We start from the raw sequence: 21,098 nt of genomic DNA, 5'->3' as shown, positions 1-21,098 counted from the left end.
CCCGATGAAAGCCTGTTCTTGGCTCCCAACCCGGCATTGCCGTATCGCTGTCATGCCTGTAAACGATGCCAGCACCGTTGCCGGCCGCCCTTCCCGCGGCCGCTCCGCGGCGGGGCCTGTAGCTCAATGGTTAGAGCCGGCCGCTCATAACGGTCTGGTTGCAGGTTCGAGTCCTGCCGGGCCCACCAGCCTTCGCTCGCTTCGCGAGCTACGGCTAGGCAGGCCAGCCCTTGACCTCTCCGAGCGAAGCGAGTGAAGGCTTCCGCGCCGAAGCCCACTTGGGCGAAGGCGGGCCGGACAGCCACCGCCCCCAACAAAAATATCGAAAACAACCCCATGCAAAGTAGCCGGTGACTTTGAGCGATCGCTCGAAAGCATTTTGACACGTCGGGCAAATCAGGGGCACTGTTCGATCGTCGCTCATCGCTCTGCTTCAGCGGCCATCAACCTACCGCTGCACATTCGATTTGACGATGGCATCTCCTTTCTGGTCGCAGATTCGGCGGGCTCATCGCACGAAACGATCACTTATCAGATCATCATTTGGCCGGCTGTCGAGCTACCGCACCAGAAACGCATCGTTTCGTCGCTCATCTCATCAGTTCTACGGTCCTTAAACTGCCGCTCCACATGCGATCGCGCTACGGTCTCTCCACGACAATCACTTCTGCATAGGGACCCAATCGCAGACGACGGTTCACCCCGGCCCTCGCGCTCGCGGCCTTTGATCGCTGAGCGGAACAATCTCCACCGTGGCACTTTCGGTGGTGCGGCCGCGCTCGATCGTCAGCCGCACCTGCCGTCCGACCTGAGTCAGTCCGATTAGGTTGCGCATCTGCGTTGCGCTGCGAATTGGGATGTCGTTGGCCTTGAGTATGATGTCGCCGCGGCGCAGCCCTGCGCGCTCGGCCGGTGAGCCGGGGCTGACTTCCTTGATGCGGGCGCCCTGCACCGAACCGGCGGCCGGCGCTTCCAGATCCTCCAGTGCAATGCCGATACGCCCGCGCTCGACCCGGCCGGTTTGCGCAAGCTGTTCCATCACCTTGCGCGCCATGTTGATCGGCACTGCAAAGCCGATGCCGACATTGCCGCCACCGGGCGAGATGATCGCGGTGTTGATGCCGACCAGTTCGCCTCGGAGGTTGATCAGCCCGCCGCCGGAATTGCCGGGATTGATCGCCGCATCGGTCTGGATGAAATCCTCATAGCCGTGCTTGCCGAGCCCGGTGCGCCCGAGCGCACTGACCAGGCCCGAGGTGACGGTTTGGCCGAGGCCAAAGGGATTGCCGACCGCAATCACGAAGTCGCCGACCTGTAGCGCATCGCTGTCGCCGAGCGCAATGGCTTTCAACTCGGCGGGCTCCCTGATCTGCAGCAGCGCGATATCGGTTGGCGCGTCGCGGCCGACCACTCTGCCGGCAAACTTGCGGCCGTCCTTGGTTCTGATCTGCACCGCCGTGGCGTTGGCCACGACATGGTTCGCCGTCAGTACATAGCCTCGCTGCGCATCGACGATCACGCCCGAGCCAGTGGCGTTGACTTCCTTCTCCAGTTGCTTGGGGACGTTGAAGAACTCACGGAAGAGCGGATCCTGGTAGAGCGGGTTGTCTTCCTTCACTCGCCCCTGCACCGAAATGTTGACGACCGCCGGCGTGACCTCCTTGACGAGCGGCGCAAGGGTCGCCACGCGACCTGTGGTCAGATCTGGAATCTGGGCGACGGCCGGCGCTCCCCACAGCGCCCACACCAGCCCCGAGACGACGGTCAGTCGTCCGAGCAAACGCAAAAGCTGCATGGTTTCTCCCCGACAAAATGTGCCTGGCGGCCCCCAGTGGTGACCTCGGCGCCGATAAGCTGGGTGAGCGGAAATGGCCGTTCAAGGGGCCTTGGCAGTCGGAGGTCCGGAGTGACAAAAAATTTTTGCCGTACCCCTTGAAGCGCTTTTTTTCTCTTCCTAGGTCGTTTTGCGCCTGGGGGCCGGTTCCGGACCCGGCTTTTTAGACATCGCTGACCTGACAAGGAGGATGCGCATGCATTTCCGTCCACTGCACGACCGCGTGCTCGTGCGCCGCATCGACGCCGAGGAGAAGACCGCCGGCGGCATCATCATTCCCGATACCGCGAAGGAAAAACCGCAGGAGGGCGAGATCGTCGCCGCGGGGCCGGGCGCGAGGAATGAGCAAGGCCAGTTGATCCCAATCGACGTCAAGCTGGGAGACCGCGTGCTGTTTGGCAAGTGGTCCGGCACCGAGGTGAAGATCGACGGCCAGGACTACCTGATCATGAAGGAGAGCGACCTTCTGGGCGTGGTCGACAAGGCCGGCTCGGCCAGGAAGGCCGCCTGAGTACGCTTTCCGAAGCTGCAGTCATCGAACGAGAAAGGAGCAGAGACATGGCTGCCAAGGAAGTAAAATTCTCCACCGAAGCCCGTGAACGGATGCTGCGGGGAGTGGATACGCTGGCCAATGCAGTGAAGGTCACGCTTGGCCCCAAGGGACGCAACGTCGTGCTCGAAAAATCCTTCGGCGCGCCGCGCATCACCAAAGACGGTGTCACTGTCGCCAAGGAAATCGAGCTGGAGGACAAGTTCGAGAACATGGGCGCGCAAATGGTGCGCGAAGTCGCCTCCAAGACCAGTGACCTCGCTGGCGACGGCACGACAACCGCGACCGTGCTGGCCCAGGCCATCGTGAAGGAAGGCGCGAAATCGGTCGCCGCCGGCATGAACCCGATGGACCTGAAACGCGGCATCGATCTCGCCGTCGAGGCTATCGTGAAGGACCTGAAGGCGCATGTGAAGAAGGTCACTTCCAACGAGGAGATCGCTCAGATCGCCACTATCTCGGCCAACGGCGATACCGAGATCGGCCGCTTCCTGGCCGATGCCATGCAGAAGGTCGGCAACGAAGGCGTTATTACGGTAGAGGAAGCCAAGAGCCTCGATACCGAGCTCGAGGTGGTGGAAGGCATGCAATTCGACAGGGGCTATGTATCCCCCTACTTCGTCACCAACGCCGAGAAGATGCGGGTCGAGCTCGAAGACACGTACATCCTGATCCACGAGAAGAAGCTATCCAGCCTGCAGCCGATGCTACCGCTGCTCGAAGCCGTCGTGCAGTCCGGCAAGCCGCTGCTCGTGGTCGCCGAGGATGTCGAGGGCGAGGCGCTGGCAACCCTGGTGGTCAACCGGTTGCGCGGCGGGCTGAAGGTCGCGGCGGTAAAGGCTCCGGGCTTTGGCGATCGCCGCAAGGCCATGCTGGAGGATATCGCGATCCTCACCGGTGGCACGGCGATCTCGGAAGACCTTGGCATCAAGCTGGAGAACGTCACGCTCAAGACGCTCGGCCGCGCCAAGAAGGTCGTGATCGACAAGGAGAACACGACCATCGTGAATGGTGCCGGCGCCAAGAAGGACATTGAGGCCCGCGTTGCCCAGATCAAAGCGCAGATCGAGGAGACCACCTCCGACTACGATCGCGAAAAGCTGCAGGAGCGGCTTGCGAAACTGGCCGGCGGTGTGGCCGTGATCCGTGTCGGCGGCGCGACCGAGGTCGAGGTCAAGGAGCGCAAGGACCGGGTGGATGATGCGATGCACGCCACCCGCGCCGCGGTCGAGGAAGGCATCTTGCCGGGCGGCGGCGTGGCGCTGCTTCGCGCGCTGAAGGCACTGAGCGGACTCAAGACGGCAAATGACGACCAGAAGGCCGGCGTAGAGATCGTGCGCCGCGCCATCCAGATGCCCGCGCGGCAGATCGTCGAGAATGCGGGCGAGGACGGCTCGCTGGTGGTCGGCAAGCTGCTCGAGAACTCCAGCTACAACTGGGGCTTCAACGCCGCAACCGGCGAGTACCAGGACCTGGTGAAAGCCGGCGTGATCGATCCCGCCAAGGTCGTGCGCACCGCGTTGCAAGACGCGGCTTCCGTCGCAGCTCTGTTGATTACCACGGAAGCACTTGTCGCCGACAAGCCAAAGAAGTCCGAGCCGGCCGCCGCCGCGCCGCCGATGGACTTCTGATCAAGCACGAGACCGGCCGGAGACGGCCGGGCTCTCTCCCCAACCACTAGGATAAAGGAAAACACAAGCACCAGGGAGCTTCAGATGAGCACTCGCATTCGAGATCGATCGCGCAAGAGCGGGGCGACTGTAATGCATTGGCTCATGTTCGCCCTCAGCCTTCTCACGATCGCATGGATCAGTTTTCCAAGGACAGGAGGATGAGATGATCAGGTCGTACACACTCGGCTCCGCTCGTGCGGAGACTTCCGGACGCAGCGCCAGCAGGATCGTCGCAGGCGCCTTTGCCATGGCGACGATGTTTCTGCCGCTTGGCGCATGGGGCATGGACAGCACGCCCAGACCGGCGCTCGACAGGGCTGGCAACTTGCTTCCGCTCCCACCCATTCCCTATTTAGAGTCGATGCGCTGGATGAGCTGGAAGCCGAGCGCGCCGCTTTTCAAGACCGATACCTTGCTATTGCCGTACAATATGCAGCCCGGTCTCTTCCAAATTCCATCCGAGCATGAGCGCAGCCTCCCGCGAGTGAGCTGAGTCCCAAAGCGGCGCGATCGGCGCTGCTCGCGGGTCGCGCCTCGAGTGCAAGAATGTTCGAATTGGCACACCGGCCCCAAGGCTCCGAGCTGCCCGATCCGCCCTCCCTGACGCGGTACATGCTTCCTGATCGAGAGCGAACGGCGGGTCATTGTGCATTGCCGAAGCTTGCTGGAGCGGGACGGCCTTTCCGGCAAGGAGCGCCGCAGGGCACGCGTCTCGCCCGCGAGGCCGAAGCGGGACTGCAGCGCCTGGCGGCGTAACCTTCGGCCAGAAAAATTTCAGCAAGAACCTTGAAACCATTGCCCTTTCTCCTAGTTCTGTTTTTGCCGCAAGGCTGCGGCGCCGGATGCCAGATCGGGTCCGGCAGACTGAACTGGGCGCCGGACCGGTGTCCTGCGCTCCTTCGTATCCATCTTGCTCTTAGGAGGACTTGGCTATGAGGAACTTCGATTTCACCCCCCTATGGCGATCGACCATCGGGTTCGATCGCATCTTCGACCTGCTCGACGAGACACAAAGGACCGTCGAGGAAAACTATCCGCCCTACAACATCGAACGGCTGGGCGAAGATCATTACCAGATCTCGCTCGCGCTCGCCGGCTTCAGCCCGGACGAGATCGCGATCACGGCCGAGCAGAACGTGCTGACCGTCGAGGGCCGCAAGGCCGACGAGGCGAAACGCGATTATCTCTATCGCGGCATCCCGGCCAAAGGCTTCAAGCGCCAATTCAACCTAGCCGACTATGTGCAGGTGAAGACGGCGGCGTTTGATAACGGGCTGCTGCGGATCGAGCTCGCCCGCGAGCTGCCCGAGGCCATGAAGCCCCGCAGCATTCCGATCGGCGGCGCCGAGCAGATCACCCACAAGCAGGCGGCCTGACGCCGTCGGTGTCTAACGACATTGGTGCGCACGGGGGCGGCATCCGCACAGCCGGCGCACCTGACAGAAAGGAGTCCAACATGGCAATTCGCGATCTAATTCCGTGGAATAAGAACCAGCAGCTCACGAGGGGCGAGGCTTACGATCCGTTTCTGACGCTTCACCGCGAGATGAATCGTCTTTTCGACGACGTCTTCCGCGGGTTTGGCAGCTTCGGCAGCGTCGGCCGGCTCGGCGCCCCGCTGATGGAAGGCCAGTTCGGTTGGCCGCGCATCGAGCTCAACGAAACCGACAAGACCGTGACGGTTTCCGCCGAGCTTCCGGGACTGAGCGAAAAGGACGTCCAGGTCGAAATCGCCAACGGCGTCCTGTCGATCCGCGGTGAGAAGAAGGCCGAACACGACAATGGCGGGCGTTATAGCGAGCGCTACTACGGCTCGTTCGAGCGCCGTATCCCGCTCGATGGCGTCCAGGAAGACAAAGCCGAAGCCAACTTCCGCAATGGCATTCTCACGGTGAACCTGCCGAAGACCGAGCAGGCCAGCCAGAGTGTCAAACGGATCGCCATCAACACCACCAACTAACGTGCCAGGACGGCGGTGTCAGCGCCGCCGTCCGCCATCGCCTGGAGAAAGGAACAAGAGGAGATCAAGACATGAGCCGCCCTGATCGTTTGACGGGCAGCGTGGATGCCCGATTTCATCCTGTATCCCACTATAATTCGCCAGCCGATGTCCTGAATGACGAGGTGCTGTCGCCTCCTGAGAAACGGGTCATTCTCTCCTCCTGGGCTTCGGACCTGTACGCCGTCGATTCCTGCCCAGCCCTTCGCAAGATTCCGGGGCTCGCGGCTCCCATGCATCTCGAGGACATCCTCGCAGCGTTGCGGCAGCTCGACGAGGAGGAGAATGCGCCTGGGGTCGGAGCCGCTGCCGTACGGTTCAGCGCCCAAGCACAGCAAGCAGCGAGAAATCGCCAGCCCCGCATCGCCATCTCGGCGAAGTCACGGTGGAGCAGTGAGGCCAATGTTCGGCGGTATCGCCGCTTGCTCGCAACGCACTTGACGGAAAACGAGCGGCGGTTCGTCGAGCACAGACTGGCCGAGGAGCTTTCTCAACTCAGAAGTCAAAGCAATGTCGCTGAATCGTCGGAGTCTCAGTGAGATCCGGGGCCGCGGCACCTCTGGTGGCGCGGCCAAGCTCGTGAACAACGGGGCGGCCATTGGCAAGCCCGGCCCAGAGTAACGAAGGACGGACTGAAATGAGGATTGCTCAGATTGCCCCGCTGTACGAGAGCGTGCCGCCGCGGCTCTATGGAGGAACGGAGCGGGTCGTCTCATACCTGACGGAGGAGTTGGTTCGGCAAGGACACCAAGTGACACTGTTCGCGAGCGAGGATTCCATCACCTCTGCCGAACTTGTACCCTGCACGCCTCGCGCCTTACGCCTCGAGCCGAACGTCCGCGACGCAGTGCCCCACCACATGATTATGCTCGACAAGGTGCGTGAGCGCGCCGACGACTTCGACCTCCTCCACTTCCACATCGACTACATGCACTTCCCGCAGTTTCGCCCGGAGCGTGCGCGCACGCTAACCACCCTTCACGGCAGACAGGACCTTGCCGACCACATGCCTTTCTACCGGCGTTTCTCGGACATGCCGCTGGTATCGATTTCAAATGCGCAGCGGATGCCGCTGCCAAGCGCAAACTTTGTCGGGACAGTTCATCACGGCCTGCCGCTCGACCTACTGACGCCGAATTTCGAACCGAAAGGCTGCTACCTCGCATTTCTTGGGCGCATCTCCCCAGAGAAACGGCCGGACCGTGCTATCGCGATTGCACGGGCGGCCCGCCTTCCACTCAAGATCGCGGCAAAGGTCGATAAAGCAGATGACGGCTATTTCCGCGACGTTATCGCTCCGATGCTGCAAGGAAGCGGCGTCGAATTCGTCGGCGAGATCAACGAAACCACAAAGAACGAATTTCTCGGCCAAGCTGCCGCATTACTGTTCCCGATCGACTGGCCCGAACCATTCGGTCTCGTGATGATCGAAGCTATGGCATGTGGTACCCCGGTGCTTGCCTTCCGCCGCGGGTCGGTCCCTGAGATCGTCGAGGACGGACTAACCGGCCGCATCGTGTCTGACGTCGACGAGGCGGTGCGAGCCATTCCCGGGCTGCTGGCCCTCGACCGCAAGGCGATCCGTGCGCGCTTCGAGGAGCGCTTCTCCGCCGCCCGAATGACAACGGACTACGTGAGGCTCTATCAAAAGATGCTCCGAGAGCACAACGCGCCCGACGGCCGACTTTCGACACTCGCCGCCCGTTCGGCGACCATCGGCGGACACGGAGCAGAACCATCGTCCGCGGCACGGAAGGATAACTGAAACAGCAGGATCATGCCGAAATCGAGTACCGAAGGTCAGCCATGCCGACCAGCTCCTGTTACGGTCTCTCCCCAACCAATGAGGAGGAACGGATTTACCTGGAATCGCTGATCCGAGAGGATTTCGAGCGATGCCATCCCGATGACACGTTCGACGATCTTAAGCGGCGGGCGTCGTTTTCCAAGGAGGACAAGGGACTGTTGCGGGACTGGATGGCGGTAGCGGCGCGCCGCGCCGCTGCTGATCCGGCCAGGACGTCGCGACTGACTACAGCCGCCTAGGCGGTCACAGACCTGCGCGTGTCGACCTCCATTGAGGTGCGCGTAATCGGCCCATCGGTCTCGGGTGGAAGAGCCCGGCGGAAACGCCGCGCGGGTGCATTAGCGGCGGGAGATACCACTGTGCGAGGTCACCTGTTCTTCGGCTGCTGCAGGAGGAACCGTTTGAGCTCGGCGGCCGTACACCATCTTCGTCTTACGCGAGGTGCAGAAAGCATGGCTGCGCCGATTGCGATGCTTTGGGTCACAAGCGGAAAGTCTCGATTTGAGTAGATGCTTTTCGCTTCTCATGCGGTCGCGGAACGCGTTGCCTACTCGCCAAGGGCCGCAACCGAGAACCGCACCAGCTTCGCACCAGAAACAACCTGGTTGGAACGCAACAAACGCGATCGAAATCGAACAAAAACGCAGTGTTCTGCCGCTCATAACGGTCTGGTTGCAGGTTCGAGTCCTGCCGGGCCCACCTTCGCTCGCGAAGCGAGTGAAGGCTGCCGCGCCGTAGCCCACTTGGGCGAAGGCGGGCGCTGCCCGCGAGCTACGGCTCGGCAAGCCGCTCCAACCAAAATATCGAAAGCAACCCCATGCAAAGTAGCAAATTGGTCGATGCCCTGAGCGATCCCGCGAAAAACTTTGACACGTCGGGCAAATCAGCGGCATTGATCCATTGTTGCGCATTAGTCCGCTTCGGCGGCCATCGGACTACCGCTCCACATTCGACCCGACTACGGTTCTTCTTATTGATCGTTGATTCGCGGCATTGTCGCACGAACAGGATAAACGACGCCCAACCTGCTTCATCAGCCGTTGGTCTACCTCCTTCCTACCTATCAGATTGGCACAGAATCGTCTGGGCCTGCAGAGGCTTGGTCCACGATAGGTAGCTATGTCCAAATCGGGTTAGGTTCGTACGAGAAACCGCAACCAAGTAGCGGCTAGCTTGTCGCGCTAGGTGAAGGGAAGTGGGCCCATTCCGGCGGCCACCGAAGAAGTTTTGGCGTGGATCAAAGAACACCCGGATCCGACATGCCGTCATGACCTACGGTGTGGACTACGACCTCACGCCTCCAGGCCAGAGGAAGCCAGGTCATCGCAACAGGCTCTTGGATCTGCGCCGGGCCGTCATGGAAAGGGGAAGAAAAAATGAAGGTGGCCTTCGTCTCCTGCGTCAAGGAGGCCATGGGCGGCAGACAAAATTGATCTCCATCAAGGTGGTGCGTTCGTTCCGTGAGAGAATACCTAAAACGGGAGAACGGACATGACCAAGCTTGCTTATGTGCGAACCATGTTTGCCACCTGCATGTTGTTTCAGGTGATTTACGTAATGTGCGTGGTGCTTTGGCTGGCCTTTCCGGATTTGAAAGGCCATGCACTTCTGCCGGCTCTTTTTCCCAATTTCAACCTGATCACGGTCGGTAGCTTTATCTACGGTCTTGTCGCGAGCATGGTCTACGGCTGGATCGTTGCGATCATTTTTGTTTTCTTCTTCAACCTCTGGCCGCGAGCGATAGCGCCTGTTCTAGGGCGGAGAATGCTGCAACGCAGTTAGAACGTTGAGGATCATTTAGAGCGCAGCTAAAGCGCCGATCTCAGCGATGCCGACCGATTCAAAGTGCCTGGTCCGGAGACCTATTTGTCAAGCTGCCGATTTCCGATGAACCGCATGTAAGGGGTTTGCCCAGCCGGTCCGAAAAGCACGACCGTGTAAGGCTGAGGCTCGCCGCCCTCCATTCCCGGCGAACCAATTGGCATGCCCGGAACAGCGAGGCCCCTGGCGTTGGGGCTCTCTGCCAGCAAGCGCTGAATTGCGAGCACGGGCACGTGCCCTTCGAGGACATAGCCGCTCACTGCGGCAGTGTGGCAAGCAGCCAGCTCTCGCGGAATTCCGCGCTGCTGCCTTATCGGTGCGAGATCAGCAGTTTCGTGCACATCGACCGAGAAACCAGTGCTTCGGAGATGGTCGATCCAGCGCGAACAGCAGCCGCAGTTTGGATCCTTATGGACGGTGATGGCGGGTGCAGCGGCAAAGGTCCGCCCGACCATCTGTCCTGCAACTGCCGCAGCGATCAGGCCCAGAAACGATCGTCGGGCAATACGGTATCGCATTTCGTTCATGTGGTTCACCTTGCTTTTGCGGGCTTTTAACGCCGTCTTGATAGCGTCGACCCGGATGCGCCGCTTCGCGGCGCAGCCGGAATGACGATAGCGCAGTGGGCTCCGCTCACTTGCTCTTTTGCATCTTCGTCACGGTGTACGCGCCATCCGCGTTCTCGGCTTCAAACTCGACCTTGTCGCCGACCTTGACCTGCTTGAGCATGGCGGGGTCCTTGACGCGAAAGACCATCGTCATTCCCTCGTCCATTCCGAGGCTTTTGATCGGTCCGTGCTTGAGGCTGATCTTGCCGGCCGACGCGTCGATCTTCTTGACCTCGCCTTGAGCGGCGTTGCCTTGCGCATATGCAGCGGGCAGCGACAAGATCGTGGCGAACATCGCGGCCGCCAGCGTGGGAATTGGTTTCTTCATGGTTGTCTCCTTCTTGAGGCTTGGAGCCTTCGTCTCACTTCACCGTGACTTTGCCGATCATGCCGTAGTCGCGGTGGTCGGGGATCAGGCACGAATATTCAAACGTGCCGGCCTTGGTGAACTTCCAGACGATCTCCGCCGACTTGCTCGGTTTGAGTCGAACGCCGTTCGGATCGTCGTGCTCCATGTGTGGATTCTTCTTCATGTCCTCGGCGTGCTTCAGATTTTCTTCCGTGGTAGCGAGCAGAAATTCGTGGTCTTCCTTGCCCACATTGCGGATCACGAAGCGAATCTGTTCGCCGCGCTTCACCTCGATGCGCGAGGGATTGTATTCCATCTCACTCATTTTGACCTCGATGGTACGAGATCGCTTCTTGGGATTGCCGGGCTCGCCTGCCGAATAACTTTCGTGGGCGCTCTTGTCGTGGCCGTTTGCGGGCCAAGCCAGCGTGACGAGTGCAGTCAGCGCCAGCGTAGTCGTGGTCATGTTCTTCATAGTCGTTTACTCGTTGTCGGTTCGAGGGTCGTCGGTTCAAGGCAGTCGCGGGACAGTTGCTACATCTTCATTCCCTTGTGCATGGACTTGTGGTCCTTGTTTTTCGTTGCCGGCGGGGAAGTTGCCGGCGTCTCTTGCCGCGCGGGCGCGGCTGCAGGCGCAGCTACTTCCCAGGCGACGGTACCGGGCGGGAATTTGTAGGGGCCGGGATCGGAGTAGTCGTCGCGCGCCATTCCCTCGCGGATCTTCATCACCGTGAACATGCCGCCCATCTCGATTGGGCCGAACTGGCCGGTGCCGGTCATCATGGGCAGCGTGTTGTCCGGGGCGGGCATTTCCATGGTGCCCATCGACATGCCGGTCGAACCCATCACCATCGCGTCGGGTGCGAGTTTGCCGACGGCCTTGGCGAGGTCCTTCTTCGACACGCCGATCATGTTGCGCATGTCGTGGCCCATGGCGTTCATGGTGTGGTGTGATTTGTGGCAGTGGAACGCCCAGTCACCGGGGTTATCCGCCAGCACGTCGAATGCTCTGACAGCGCCGACTGGCACGTCAGTCGTTGTCTCCGGCCATTGCGCGCTTTCCGGAACCCATCCGCCATCCGTACACGAGACCACGAATTTGTGACCATGCAGATGGATCGGATGGTTGGTCATCGTGAGATTGCCGATCCGAACGCGCACTCTATCGCCAAGGCGCACCGGCAGCGGATCGATGCCGGGAAACACGCGGCTGTTCCAGGTCCACATATTGAAGTCAGTCATCTCGTTGACCTTCGGCAAATAGGTGCCGGGGTCGATCAGATAGCTGCTCATCACGAAGACGAAGTCGCGGTCGACCGGCCGGAACGATTGATCGCGCGGATGAACGACGAACATGCCCATCATGCCCATCGCCATCTGCACCATCTCGTCGGAATGCGGGTGGTACATGAACGTTCCGCTGTGCTTGAGCTGGAACTCGTAGACGAAGGTTTTTCCGGGCGGGATGTGCGGCTGGGTAACGCCGCCGACGCCGTCCATACCGCACGGCAAGATCATGCCGTGCCAATGTACGGTGGTGGCTTCGGGCAAGCGGTTGGTGACGAAGATGCGAACCTTGTCGCCTTCCACCGCCTCGATGGTCGGCCCTGGAGCCTGGCCGTTATAGCCCCATAGATTGGCCTTCATGCCTTCGGCGAATTCGCGCACCACGGGCTCGGCGACGAGATGAAATTCCTTCCAGTCGCCGTTCATGCGCCACGGCAGCGTCCAGCCGTTGAGCGTAACGACCGGGCGATACTCGGGGCCCGACGTCGGATGCAGCGGCGGTTGCATCACCGCCTTGTCCATCGTCGGCGCTTCGGGAATGGCTGCGGCCTGGACACGGCCGGTCACGGCGCTTGCGCCGACAAGAGCCGCGGTGCCGAGAAATCCTCTGCGTGAAAACATCGTCGATCTCCTCTAGTGTCCGGCGTTGGCCGCCGGCGCTGCCGCGGCTGTCGTCGTTGGAGTTTCTCTTGTCGCGCCAGAGCCACCGCCATTAACGGCGGTCTGCAGGTCGGATTGCGCCAGCCAGAATTGCCGCTTGGCGTCGATTGCAGCGCGCAGTGAGGCCAGACGCTGCCGCGCTTCCGTCAATAGCGCGAACACGTCTATCTGCATGCTGGAGAAGCGAAGCTGCATCTCCTCAGTGATGATCTGGCGCAAGGGAAGGATCTCGCGCTGGTAATGGCTAGCGATGTCGTAGCGCGATCGGTAGACGCGGTATGCGTCGCGCGCTTCCGATCGCACGTCCACCGCTTTTTCGGTCAGACGATTGAATGCCTGGTTGTAGATTTCAGTGGCTTGCCGGACGCGCACCTCGCCGCCATCGAAAATCGGGATCTGGAATTGAATGTCGAAACCGCGTTCCCGGAATGGAGCGCCTTCCGGCTCGCGGGTTTTCTTGTCGATCCCCGCAAGATCGAGAAGCGTGACGAACCGAATTGCCTCCGTGAGCTTGAGCGACTTCGCAAGAAGACCCAACTCGATGCGGGCCATCTGCAGATCGATCCGATGTGCGACGGCATCTACCTCGATGAGCGGCAGCGACAACGGCCGGCGCGGCAAGGCCGGCAACTTCTCTGGCAGCCGGAAGCCCAGGTCGCCGTCCCACAGTCCAAGTAGGCGGATCAGGCGCTCGCGGGAGCTTGTCGCATCCTGACGAAGCGTCGCAAGATCGGCCGTGACCTCGGCGTAAAAAACCTGTTCGCGGGCCTGATCAAGCTTGTTCAGCGATCCGGTCTCTCCGAGCTTCAAAGCGAGCTGCGCCGTGGATTCCGCAGTGGACTTGGCATCGGTAAACAGGACGACAAGCTCGTTGGCCCCGACCGCACCGTAATAGGCGCGCCTGACCTCGGCGGCGAGCCGCAGCGTCTCCTCTGCCGCACGTAACTGAGCCTTGTGGAAGCGCTGACGAGCAATCTCCGACCGGAACGGCAGGGTGGCCAGCGCCAGAATGTCGCCGACGACCTGACGCTCGATCTCGTACCCGCCGTTGCCTGCGATGCGAGAAATCGCGAAGGTTGGATTGGGCGGCAGGCTTTCCCCGACAAACTCGGCTTCGGCCAATGCCAGTTCGTTGTATGCCGCCTGCAGGCCCCGATTGTTGAGGAGCGCGACCTGGACGGCGGTATCCACCGTCAGGGCTCGACGCAGAAGGCTTTGAACGGCGGTCCTCGCCCACTTTGCATCATCGGCCGTGCGAATGGACACCACATCCTTCTTGATCGTCTCGTCGGCAACGGTGGCGACGACATTCATTCCGCGATCGGCCGAGAAGGACGCGCATCCCGTCAAAGCAACAGTTGAAAGAAGTGCAGCCAGGTACGCCGGCCTCAATCGAAGCTGACCTGCTGGGATTAGCGCAATTCGAAAAATCCGATTCATTGTTCGCGCTCCTGTTGGCCAGACTTGGGGGCCGGAGTGACGCGTTCGTTCTGCTGGCGCCACGGGGCCGGAGCGGTCGGGCGAAGGCTGGTGTAAGGAGCAATTGTTGAGCGGTATCCGACCCCGGCTACCTTGACGCTGGGGTCCGCGGGATCGCTGCCAATTAGCGCAACAGTAGCCGCCATGCATCCTCCCAGAGTGACGGCCGCGAGGGCCACTCCCACGAGAAGGATTCCGGATTTGCGTCTATTGAATTGTTGCACGGCCGAATGAACGGCGGCGAAGTTCGCCCCGAGCTGCGCAGACATGAATGTATCCCTGATCTCTGATTCACCACAGGCAGGCGCGCGCTGATGCGCGCACCACTGCCCACGTTTGGTTACTTCAGATCAGGCGATGGGAGGACGATAGTGCAGAGGGGGCGGTTCGCCCGGCAAGCGCTGGAACCTCTCTAAGACGCAGATCGAGGTTGGCTGCGAGGGCTTGGCCAGACCGGGCAAATCGGCTGGGAGCGCGGACAGGCAGAGCATGGCGCAGCAAGGTCCCGGCAAAGTTTTGCCGTGCCCGTGCTTTGCATGATCGTGTTCGGTGCGGTCTGCGTCGGCGTGGTGGCTCGACTGCTGGTTCCCGTGCACCTCATGGTGCTCGTGCGAGGCGTCCTCGTGCACATGCACGGCGGCCGGGGGAATCTGATGCAAGAGGCACGACGCGGCATCGCCAACAGCAAGCGCAACGCCCGGCGCGAGCACGCAAAACAGATATAGCAGGGCGACAAACCACCCCGCTTTAGCGCGAATCGACCTCGTGAAGCGAACGAACATTGCAGCAAACTAACCCCAAACGCCGATTCCGCCAAGTACCCGACGGGGCCCTCCCCATCAACCGTAGATTCGGCGGGCCTATTGCACGAAACGGCCAAACGAGGTCTCGCTTCCCGTCAGGCCGCCTTTTCCTTCACATAACGGCCGGGCGCGGATTCACCGGGAGGATAGAGGTTGCTGCCGAGTTGCGTGCGCGCCGGCAGTTGCTCTTCCGCCCATGGCTTGAGCCAGGCAATCCAGTCGTTCCACCAGCTGCCGGGCTTTTCATCGGCGCCAGCCAGCCACGTCGCCGGATCGTCGCATCGATTGTCCGACACCCAATAGCTTCTCTTGTTCTTCGACGCCGGATTGATCACGCCGGCGATATGTCCGCTCGCGCCGAGGACAAAGCGCGTGTCGCCGCCGAACAGGCCCGTTGTTCGATAGGCCGACCGCCACGGCACGATATGATCCTCGACGGTCGCCAGAACATAGGCAGGCAGATCGACCCGCCCCAAATCGACTGACGTGTTGCACATCGTCAGTCTGTTCGGTTCCCGGAGATTGTTCTCCAGGTACATGTTCCTGATGTACCAGCAATACATCGGTCCCGGCAGATTGGTTACGTCGGCATTCCAGAACAGAAGATCGAAACGCTCGGGCGACTTCCCCTTCAGGTAATTATTGATCACGTTCGGCCATATCAGCTCTTTCGAGCGCAGGGTCTGGAAGACGAATCCGAGCTCGGCGCCGCGGTAGATGCCTCCATTCCCGATGGTCTGCTCACGCTGCCACACACTCTCCTCGTCCACGAATACGCCGAGATCACCCGGTTCGCGGAAATCGAGCATGGTCGTCAGCAGTGTCACGCTGGCGACCGATTCGTCGCCTTGCGTCCGCAGGATAGCGAGCGCAGACGACAGGATCGTGCCGCCGACGCACCAGCCGACGACGTTGACCTTGTCGGCGCCGGAAATCGAACGGGCGATCTCGATAGCGCGCATTGCGCCATGCTCGACGTAATCATCCCACCCAAAATGCCCGCAAGAGGCATCCGGGTTGCGCCAGGAAACGATGAAGACCGTCATGCCGTGCTCGACCGCAAACCGCACGAAGGAATTGGCTGGCTGAAGGTCAAGAATGTAGAACTTGTTGATACAGGGCGGCACGATCAACAAGGGCCGCACAGCCACCTGCTCCGTCGCCGGTTCATATTGAATGAGTTGAAACAGGTCGTTCTCGAATACCACCGCGCCCCTGGATGCCGCGACATCCTTTCCGACCTCGAAAGCGCCCTCGTCCGTGATCGTCAGACTGCCCCTGCCAAGATCTGACATCAAATTGTCCAGGCCTGCCTTGAGGCTTTGGCCTTCGGTATCCTTCGCGAGCTTGATGACGTCGGGATTGGTGGTGACAAAATTGGTCGGACTCATCGCCTCGACGAGTTGGCGCGTGAAGAAGCGCAGCCGATGCTTTTCCTTTTCGTCCAGATCCAGCGCTTCGACGAAGTCAGTGCAATAGCGCGAATTCAAGAGATAGCATTGCTTCAACAGACTGTAGAGCGAATTGTCCCGCCATTCCGCACCGTTGAACCGGCGATCGCCGCGCACGGGTTCGAGCGTCGCATCGGTCTGCATTCCTGCAGCCGATTTGAAGACGTTTTCCGTGAGCTGGTAAAGACGCATCAAATGGTCGGCCTGCAACTCGGCGATACGCCCTGACGAACTCAGGGTTGAGCTGAACGCCGTGCCGTCGCGATCGGCATTCGGCACCCACCCCAGCGATCGCCACAGGCTCGCACCCGCCTTCATGAACCCATCGACGAATTCGTCAGGAACGTTGAATGGTCGGTTCATCACTTACCCCTCACTCAGATTGAAGATCTCGTTCGTTTCCTGTTCGGGCAGCTTCTGTCTGGCGCCCTTCTCTCGTACGCGCCGAGAGCTTGTCTGCTGTTCGACGGTCCCATGGCTTCTGCCGTCAAGCCGGTCCGGGGCTTCGCAATGGCCGCTCTTTGTCGTCAGGAGCTGGAGCGAACAACTGTCCCCTCTCTGATCCCGTCAACGTTGACGGAAAGACGCTTGATCTTGTCGTATAACGTCTGCTTCGGGATACCCAAAAGCATTGCAGTCGCCTGAACGTCGCCCTGCTTGCGCCGCAACGCGTCCTCGATGATCGACCGCTCGATGTTTTCCAATTGTCGAGGCAACGACACATCCGACGCGCCAAGTCCGGACTTGTTGATGGCCTTGCCGTCGAGCACGCCAACCACGAAGCGATCGGCGACGTTGCGAAGCTCCCGTACGTTTCCCGGCCACGAATAGGCCAGCAAGACGGACAGCGTCTGCTCGTCCAATAGCGGCGCGTCGCGCTCGAACCGTCTGGCGGCATCCAGCGTGAAGTGCTCGAACAGCAAGGGAATATCCTCGCGCCGTTCTCGGAGCGGCGGCAGTTCGACGAATGCGACGCCGAGGCGATAGTAGAGATCGGCGCGAAACAGCTTTTTCTCGCTCAGCTCGAGCAAATTCGCCTTGCTCGCCGCAACGACACGGCAATCCACGGAAATTGGCTTGTTCGAGCCGACGCGCTCGATCGATCGGTCCTGCAGCGACCTCAGCAACTTCACCTGCACGCTCAGCGGCATGCTTTCGATTTCGTCGAGGAACAGCGTTCCGCTATTCGCATATTCGATCTTTCCGATACGCTGACGGGTGGCGCCGGTAAATGCTCCCACCTCATGGCCGAACAACTCGCTCTCGACCAGCGATTCGGGGAGGCCGCCGCAGTTCACCGCAACATAATTGCCGCGGCGTCGGCCGCTGTGATTGTGGAGGCAGCGCGCAACTACATCCTTGCCGGTTCCGGTTTCGCCATAGATCGTGACGTCAACATTGGTCGCGGCCAATGTGGATACGAGCCTGCGCACTTCCTGTATCTGCGGCGACCGTCCCAGCAAGCTCGCCTCGATGCCCTGGCGGTCCGCCAGGACAGATCGCAACGAGCGTACTTCCAGGGTGAGCCGTCGCTTTTCGGCCGCTCTACGCACCACCGAGACGAGCTGCTCCGAGGAGCATGGCTTCTCGATGAAATCGTAGGCACCGTTCCGCATTGCCTGCACGGCCATGGAAATATCGCCATGCCCGGTGATCAGGATCACCGGCAGATCATGGTCCAGTCGGCGCAGATCGGACAGCCAGTCAAGGCCGCTCTTGCCGCGCAGGCGCACGTCGCAGACCACGACAAACGGCATTTCGGAGCGAACGGCTCCATTAGCGGATTCAACCGAGACGAATCCCGAAACGGAAAATCCTGCAAGCTCGAGCGCCTGAACGCCGCCGATCCGGACATCGTCATCGTCCTCGACGTAGATCACTCCGATTGATTGGTCATCGCTCATTCGAAGCCTCTGTTGGGTCGGCCAATGGAAGGAACACGACAAATTCGGCACCACGCGGCATCAGGTTTCGCGCACGCAACTCACCACCAAAAGAGCGCGCAATGTGATTGGAGAGCATCAGACCAAGGCCGAGCCCTTTTCCTGCAGGCTTGGTCGTCACAAACGGCTCGAACATGCGCTGGAGAACGTCGGGCGCGATGGCCGGACCGCTGTTGCTGATGGCGATGCGGCAACGAGGGATCTGCCCGTCTTCCCTGGTCGCTCGAATCAGGACGGACTTCTGTTCCACGCTCTCTACAGCGTCCAGCGCATTCGCCACGATGTTGCACAACAGCTGCTCCAACCGCGTCTGATCGGCAACGACGCAGAGATTCGCATCGATGTCCGTCACGACGTCGACTCGCCCCTCCTTGATGCGCGCGGCGAGTATCTTGAGGGATTCAGCCACGGCTTGTTCAACGGAGACCACGTCAAGCGGGCTGCTCGACTTGTACGCGAAAATCCGCAGCTGACCGGTCAGGCGCCCAAGCCGGCGTATCAATTCGCCAATCCGGGTGAGATTTCCACGGGCATCGCCGATCGACCCACGATCAACGAGCAAGATCGCATTGTCGGCAGCGGTCTGCAGCGCAGCCAACGGCTGGTTCAATTCGTGCACCATTCCGGCCGACATCTGGCCGAGGGCGGCCAGCTTGCCGGCATGGACAAGCTCATCCTGCGCAGCCCGCAGTTCGGCGGTTCGTTCCTGCACCCTGATCTCAAGCATGTCGTTTGCGGCCTGCAATGCCGCCTGGTTGGCCAATCGTTGCTTGATCGCTCGCCCGCGCTGCTCAACGAGACCGGCCACCAGCAACGCAACAATGGCGGCGAGACCCGACATCGCGCCAATGATAAGCGCGGTCTGCCGTGTTGGCGCCTCGTCATCGAGAAGGATCAGCTTCCACTGACCGTGGTTGATTGGCCGTTCGCTGACGGTGTAGGCCGCGCCGTTTTCTACGGTGACGCGTGCAGCGCCGTCCGAGAACTGAGCAACAAAAGTCCATCGAAGCGGCCTGAGCTCGTGGTTTCCGTATGGCTTGGATCGCGAAATCTCGTCGTGCATCTGAAGCGACAGCGGCTCCATTGGACGAAAGCGCCACTCGTCGCGAGAGGAAAGTATCGCGACCCGGCGCTCGTCGAGCAGAAGAATATCGCTGTCAATGTCGCGCCACGCGCGCTCAAACGAATCGAGGTTGACCTTGACGGTGGCGATGCCCCTCGTCACTCCGCCCTCCTTCAGGGCATAGGAGAGATAGTAGCCAGCGCGGGCGCTGGTAATGCCGACACCGAAAAACGCTCCTCGGCCTTTCGAGAGAGCCTCGCTCACATATGGGCGATAGGACAGGTTCTCGCCAAACGGCGTACCCGGTTTGTCGAAATCGGCTGCGGCCAGCGTCTCGCCGGAGACGCCCAGGACGTAGAGGTTGTCAGCTCCCGCAAGCAGATTGATCGACTTCAGGTACAGGCTAACCGATTGCTGCAGCGCGGCATCAGCAGGATCGCCAAGCAGTCGTAAAACGCTCGGGGACGTCTCAAGCAGTGACGGCAAATATTCAAATCTGGAGAGATGACCGTCGAGCCTGGCCGCTTCCACCGCTAGCCGCTGCTGAGCAGCGACGTGCAAATGGTCCAGTCCGCGCTGGAATGACACGGCATATCCAAGCCACGAAGCGGCAGCGACCAGGGCAAGGGCAGCTGTTCCACGAACAAGCCAACGTATGGAGCCCGATACCACTGAACTGACTTCGGGACTCCTCTTGATGTTCACCAGGGATGGAAGCTCCGTCATCTTGTGAACCAGGACAAACCGAGGAGCGTCGGCCACCCCAGACGACCACTCACGCATAGTCCAACTCTATGGTCTTGCCCCGGAATACGCGATAGGAAAATCCTGTGTAGGCGATAATGACGGGCAACGTGACACAAACCCCGATCAGGATGATTTTGAGCGACTCGGGGCTGCTGGCGGCCTGCCAGACGGTAAGCCTGTCGATCACCACGAAGGGATAGATGCTGTAGCTGAGGCCGAGGAAACTCAGGAAGAAGACGAGCACCAGCAACGCGAAGGGCAGCCAGCACAGGCTGCCACGCACGGCTGGCGAACCGAGCAGGAGGCGCGCCGCCAGCAGCGCAACGCCCGTTGTGATTGGGATCGACGCCACCGCAATCATCGCGGGCAAGGTAAACCACCTGACACGAACGGTCTCGCTGATCCACGGCGTTGCCATCGAGATCAGGATCAAGCCAAGGACCATCGGTGGCCAGGCGATCTTGCTCCATTCGATCGCCTTGTCCTGGAGTTGCCCGTCTGTCTTCATCACCAGCCATGTCGCACCGAGCAGCGCGTATGCCATCGGCAGCGCTATCGCAATTGCGCCAGCAAAGATCGGATAGTTCCAGCCCTCGCCGAAGCCGCTGATATAGCGGCCGAGCATCCAGCCCTGACATACGGACGCGAGCATTGACCCGGCGATGAACAGGCGGTCCCACATCGCCTTCCGGTCGGCCTTGGCCTTGACCCTGAAATCAAAGGCAGCGCCGCGCAAGATCAGCCCGACCAGCATGAGAGCGGTCGGCAGGTACAATTCCGACAGGACCAGTCCGTGCGCCTTGGGGAAGGCAACCAGGAGCAGGCCGACGCCAAGGACCAGCCACGTTTCGTTGGCATCCCAGAACGGGCCAATGGATGCGACCATGGTATCCCGCTCTTCGGGAGTCGCTCGATGCATCAACATGCCGACCCCGAGATCGTATCCGTCGCTCACGACATAGACGAGCAGCGAGACCCCCATCAACCCGATGAAGATGAGCGGGAGTAGTTCGTCGAACGACAT

At 60.7% G+C, this 21,098-nt stretch carries 21 protein-coding genes and 1 tRNA gene; 11 read left to right on the top strand and 11 right to left on the bottom strand.

Features of this window, described 5'->3' with window-relative positions:
• Window positions 1–112: 112 nt before the first annotated feature.
• Window positions 113–188: transfer RNA gene (locus ACH79_RS18215), tRNA-Ile, on the top strand.
• A gap of 509 nt (window positions 189–697) precedes the next feature.
• Here ACH79_RS18215 and ACH79_RS18210 read toward each other — a convergent pair.
• Window positions 698–1,795: a trypsin-like peptidase domain-containing protein gene (locus ACH79_RS18210; RefSeq protein WP_161852227.1), complete on the bottom strand. Its 1,098-nt coding sequence runs from the start codon at window positions 1,793–1,795 to the stop codon at window positions 698–700.
• Between the two features lie 235 nt (window positions 1,796–2,030).
• On the opposite strand from ACH79_RS18210, the gene groES reads away from it, so the two are divergent.
• The 9 genes from groES (at window position 2,031) to ACH79_RS18165 (ending at window position 9,645) form a co-directional block, all read left to right on the top strand.
• Window positions 2,031–2,345, top strand: a complete 315-nt coding sequence (gene groES, locus ACH79_RS18205) for a co-chaperone GroES (RefSeq protein ID WP_161852226.1) — start codon at window positions 2,031–2,033, stop codon at window positions 2,343–2,345.
• A 47-nt stretch (window positions 2,346–2,392) separates the two neighbouring features.
• A complete protein-coding gene (gene groL, locus ACH79_RS18200) occupies window positions 2,393–4,015 on the top strand; it encodes a chaperonin GroEL (RefSeq protein ID WP_161852225.1) in 1,623 nt (540 codons plus the stop codon).
• 205 nt (window positions 4,016–4,220) lie between these two features.
• The gene (locus ACH79_RS18195) at window positions 4,221–4,550 is read left to right on the top strand and encodes a hypothetical protein (protein ID WP_161852224.1); all 330 of its coding nucleotides are present in this window, start codon (window positions 4,221–4,223) and stop codon (window positions 4,548–4,550) included.
• A gap of 439 nt (window positions 4,551–4,989) precedes the next feature.
• Window positions 4,990–5,433 (top strand): Hsp20 family protein, encoded by a 444-nt coding sequence (locus tag ACH79_RS18190; protein ID WP_161852223.1) that lies wholly within the window; start codon window positions 4,990–4,992, stop codon window positions 5,431–5,433.
• An 80-nt stretch (window positions 5,434–5,513) separates the two neighbouring features.
• Window positions 5,514–6,017: an Hsp20/alpha crystallin family protein gene (locus ACH79_RS18185; RefSeq protein WP_202639264.1), complete on the top strand. Its 504-nt coding sequence runs from the start codon at window positions 5,514–5,516 to the stop codon at window positions 6,015–6,017.
• Between the two features lie 71 nt (window positions 6,018–6,088).
• Complete coding sequence (locus ACH79_RS18180; RefSeq protein ID WP_161852222.1) at window positions 6,089–6,595, top strand: hypothetical protein; 507 nt, start codon at window positions 6,089–6,091, stop codon at window positions 6,593–6,595.
• A gap of 98 nt (window positions 6,596–6,693) precedes the next feature.
• On the top strand, window positions 6,694–7,821 hold the full coding sequence (locus ACH79_RS18175) for a glycosyltransferase family 4 protein (protein WP_161852221.1): 1,128 nt from the start codon (window positions 6,694–6,696) through the stop codon (window positions 7,819–7,821).
• Window positions 7,822–7,862: 41 nt separating this feature from the next.
• Window positions 7,863–8,102 carry a hypothetical protein gene (locus tag ACH79_RS18170; protein WP_161852220.1) on the top strand — a complete coding sequence of 80 codons (240 nt, stop codon included), beginning with the start codon at window positions 7,863–7,865 and terminating at the stop codon, window positions 8,100–8,102.
• A gap of 1,252 nt (window positions 8,103–9,354) precedes the next feature.
• Complete coding sequence (locus ACH79_RS18165) at window positions 9,355–9,645, top strand: hypothetical protein (protein WP_161852219.1); 291 nt, start codon at window positions 9,355–9,357, stop codon at window positions 9,643–9,645.
• A gap of 80 nt (window positions 9,646–9,725) precedes the next feature.
• Here ACH79_RS18165 and ACH79_RS18160 read toward each other — a convergent pair whose 3' ends face one another.
• The 6 genes from ACH79_RS18160 to ACH79_RS44005 all read right to left on the bottom strand — a co-directional run bounded on the left by ACH79_RS18160 (window position 9,726) and on the right by ACH79_RS44005 (window position 14,336).
• Window positions 9,726–10,211 carry a DUF411 domain-containing protein gene (locus ACH79_RS18160; RefSeq protein ID WP_161852218.1) on the bottom strand — a complete coding sequence of 162 codons (486 nt, stop codon included), beginning with the start codon at window positions 10,209–10,211 and terminating at the stop codon, window positions 9,726–9,728.
• 106 nt (window positions 10,212–10,317) lie between these two features.
• The gene (locus ACH79_RS18155) at window positions 10,318–10,620 is read right to left on the bottom strand and encodes a copper-binding protein (protein WP_161852217.1); all 303 of its coding nucleotides are present in this window, start codon (window positions 10,618–10,620) and stop codon (window positions 10,318–10,320) included.
• A 34-nt stretch (window positions 10,621–10,654) separates the two neighbouring features.
• Window positions 10,655–11,116, bottom strand: a complete 462-nt coding sequence (locus ACH79_RS18150) for a cupredoxin domain-containing protein (RefSeq protein WP_161852216.1) — start codon at window positions 11,114–11,116, stop codon at window positions 10,655–10,657.
• Between the two features lie 59 nt (window positions 11,117–11,175).
• Window positions 11,176–12,549, bottom strand: a complete 1,374-nt coding sequence (locus tag ACH79_RS18145) for a multicopper oxidase family protein (protein WP_161852215.1) — start codon at window positions 12,547–12,549, stop codon at window positions 11,176–11,178.
• Window positions 12,550–12,561: 12 nt separating this feature from the next.
• Complete coding sequence (locus ACH79_RS18140) at window positions 12,562–14,028, bottom strand: TolC family protein (RefSeq protein ID WP_161856427.1); 1,467 nt, start codon at window positions 14,026–14,028, stop codon at window positions 12,562–12,564.
• Entirely contained in the window at window positions 14,025–14,336 is a 312-nt protein-coding gene (locus tag ACH79_RS44005; RefSeq protein ID WP_246738587.1) for a hypothetical protein, read from the bottom strand. Before ACH79_RS44005 ends, ACH79_RS18140 begins: the two co-directional genes overlap by 4 nt.
• Before the next feature lie 267 nt (window positions 14,337–14,603).
• Here ACH79_RS44005 and ACH79_RS18135 point away from each other — a divergent pair, with 267 nt between their 5' ends.
• Window positions 14,604–14,792, top strand: coding sequence for a hypothetical protein (locus tag ACH79_RS18135; protein ID WP_161852214.1), 189 nt, complete (start codon window positions 14,604–14,606; stop codon window positions 14,790–14,792).
• Window positions 14,793–14,965: 173 nt separating this feature from the next.
• Here ACH79_RS18135 and phaC read toward each other — a convergent pair whose 3' ends face one another.
• From phaC to ACH79_RS18115, 4 genes are all read right to left on the bottom strand, one after another.
• Window positions 14,966–16,684 carry a class I poly(R)-hydroxyalkanoic acid synthase gene (phaC, locus tag ACH79_RS18130; RefSeq protein ID WP_161852213.1) on the bottom strand — a complete coding sequence of 573 codons (1,719 nt, stop codon included), beginning with the start codon at window positions 16,682–16,684 and terminating at the stop codon, window positions 14,966–14,968.
• Window positions 16,685–16,848: 164 nt separating this feature from the next.
• On the bottom strand, window positions 16,849–18,225 hold the full coding sequence (locus ACH79_RS18125) for a sigma-54 dependent transcriptional regulator (protein ID WP_161852212.1): 1,377 nt from the start codon (window positions 18,223–18,225) through the stop codon (window positions 16,849–16,851).
• The gene (locus ACH79_RS18120) at window positions 18,215–20,110 is read right to left on the bottom strand and encodes an ATP-binding protein (RefSeq protein ID WP_161852211.1); all 1,896 of its coding nucleotides are present in this window, start codon (window positions 20,108–20,110) and stop codon (window positions 18,215–18,217) included. The genes ACH79_RS18125 and ACH79_RS18120 overlap by 11 nt, the downstream gene beginning before the upstream one ends.
• A complete protein-coding gene (locus tag ACH79_RS18115) occupies window positions 20,103–21,098 on the bottom strand; it encodes a cytochrome d ubiquinol oxidase subunit II (protein ID WP_161856426.1) in 996 nt (331 codons plus the stop codon). The genes ACH79_RS18120 and ACH79_RS18115 overlap by 8 nt, the downstream gene beginning before the upstream one ends.

Source organism: Bradyrhizobium sp. CCBAU 051011 (genome assembly GCF_009930815.1).
GTDB lineage: Bacteria > Pseudomonadota > Alphaproteobacteria > Rhizobiales > Xanthobacteraceae > Bradyrhizobium.
The sequence above is the reverse complement of the archived record's forward strand: the minus strand, read 5'-3'. Positions and strand labels throughout refer to the sequence as shown.

Bases quoted from the DNA above. Each gene is read 5' to 3' on its own strand.
- ACH79_RS18210 (WP_161852227.1), bottom strand. From the start codon at position 1,795: ATGCAGCTTTTGCGTTTGCTCGGACGACTGACCGTCGTCTCGGGGCTG.
- groES (WP_161852226.1), top strand. From the start codon at position 2,031: ATGCATTTCCGTCCACTGCACGACCGCGTGCTCGTGCGCCGCATCGAC.
- groL (WP_161852225.1), top strand. From the start codon at position 2,393: ATGGCTGCCAAGGAAGTAAAATTCTCCACCGAAGCCCGTGAACGGATG.
- ACH79_RS18195 (WP_161852224.1), top strand. From the start codon at position 4,221: ATGATCAGGTCGTACACACTCGGCTCCGCTCGTGCGGAGACTTCCGGA.
- ACH79_RS18190 (WP_161852223.1), top strand. From the start codon at position 4,990: ATGAGGAACTTCGATTTCACCCCCCTATGGCGATCGACCATCGGGTTC.
- ACH79_RS18185 (WP_202639264.1), top strand. From the start codon at position 5,514: ATGGCAATTCGCGATCTAATTCCGTGGAATAAGAACCAGCAGCTCACG.
- ACH79_RS18180 (WP_161852222.1), top strand. From the start codon at position 6,089: ATGAGCCGCCCTGATCGTTTGACGGGCAGCGTGGATGCCCGATTTCAT.
- ACH79_RS18175 (WP_161852221.1), top strand. From the start codon at position 6,694: ATGAGGATTGCTCAGATTGCCCCGCTGTACGAGAGCGTGCCGCCGCGG.
- ACH79_RS18170 (WP_161852220.1), top strand. From the start codon at position 7,863: ATGCCGACCAGCTCCTGTTACGGTCTCTCCCCAACCAATGAGGAGGAA.
- ACH79_RS18165 (WP_161852219.1), top strand. From the start codon at position 9,355: ATGACCAAGCTTGCTTATGTGCGAACCATGTTTGCCACCTGCATGTTG.
- ACH79_RS18160 (WP_161852218.1), bottom strand. From the start codon at position 10,211: ATGAACGAAATGCGATACCGTATTGCCCGACGATCGTTTCTGGGCCTG.
- ACH79_RS18155 (WP_161852217.1), bottom strand. From the start codon at position 10,620: ATGAAGAAACCAATTCCCACGCTGGCGGCCGCGATGTTCGCCACGATC.
- ACH79_RS18150 (WP_161852216.1), bottom strand. From the start codon at position 11,116: ATGAAGAACATGACCACGACTACGCTGGCGCTGACTGCACTCGTCACG.
- ACH79_RS18145 (WP_161852215.1), bottom strand. From the start codon at position 12,549: ATGTTTTCACGCAGAGGATTTCTCGGCACCGCGGCTCTTGTCGGCGCA.
- ACH79_RS18140 (WP_161856427.1), bottom strand. From the start codon at position 14,028: ATGAATCGGATTTTTCGAATTGCGCTAATCCCAGCAGGTCAGCTTCGA.
- ACH79_RS44005 (WP_246738587.1), bottom strand. From the start codon at position 14,336: ATGTCTGCGCAGCTCGGGGCGAACTTCGCCGCCGTTCATTCGGCCGTG.
- ACH79_RS18135 (WP_161852214.1), top strand. From the start codon at position 14,604: ATGATCGTGTTCGGTGCGGTCTGCGTCGGCGTGGTGGCTCGACTGCTG.
- phaC (WP_161852213.1), bottom strand. From the start codon at position 16,684: ATGAACCGACCATTCAACGTTCCTGACGAATTCGTCGATGGGTTCATG.
- ACH79_RS18125 (WP_161852212.1), bottom strand. From the start codon at position 18,225: ATGAGCGATGACCAATCAATCGGAGTGATCTACGTCGAGGACGATGAC.
- ACH79_RS18120 (WP_161852211.1), bottom strand. From the start codon at position 20,110: ATGCGTGAGTGGTCGTCTGGGGTGGCCGACGCTCCTCGGTTTGTCCTG.
- ACH79_RS18115 (WP_161856426.1), bottom strand. From the start codon at position 21,098: ATGTCGTTCGACGAACTACTCCCGCTCATCTTCATCGGGTTGATGGGG.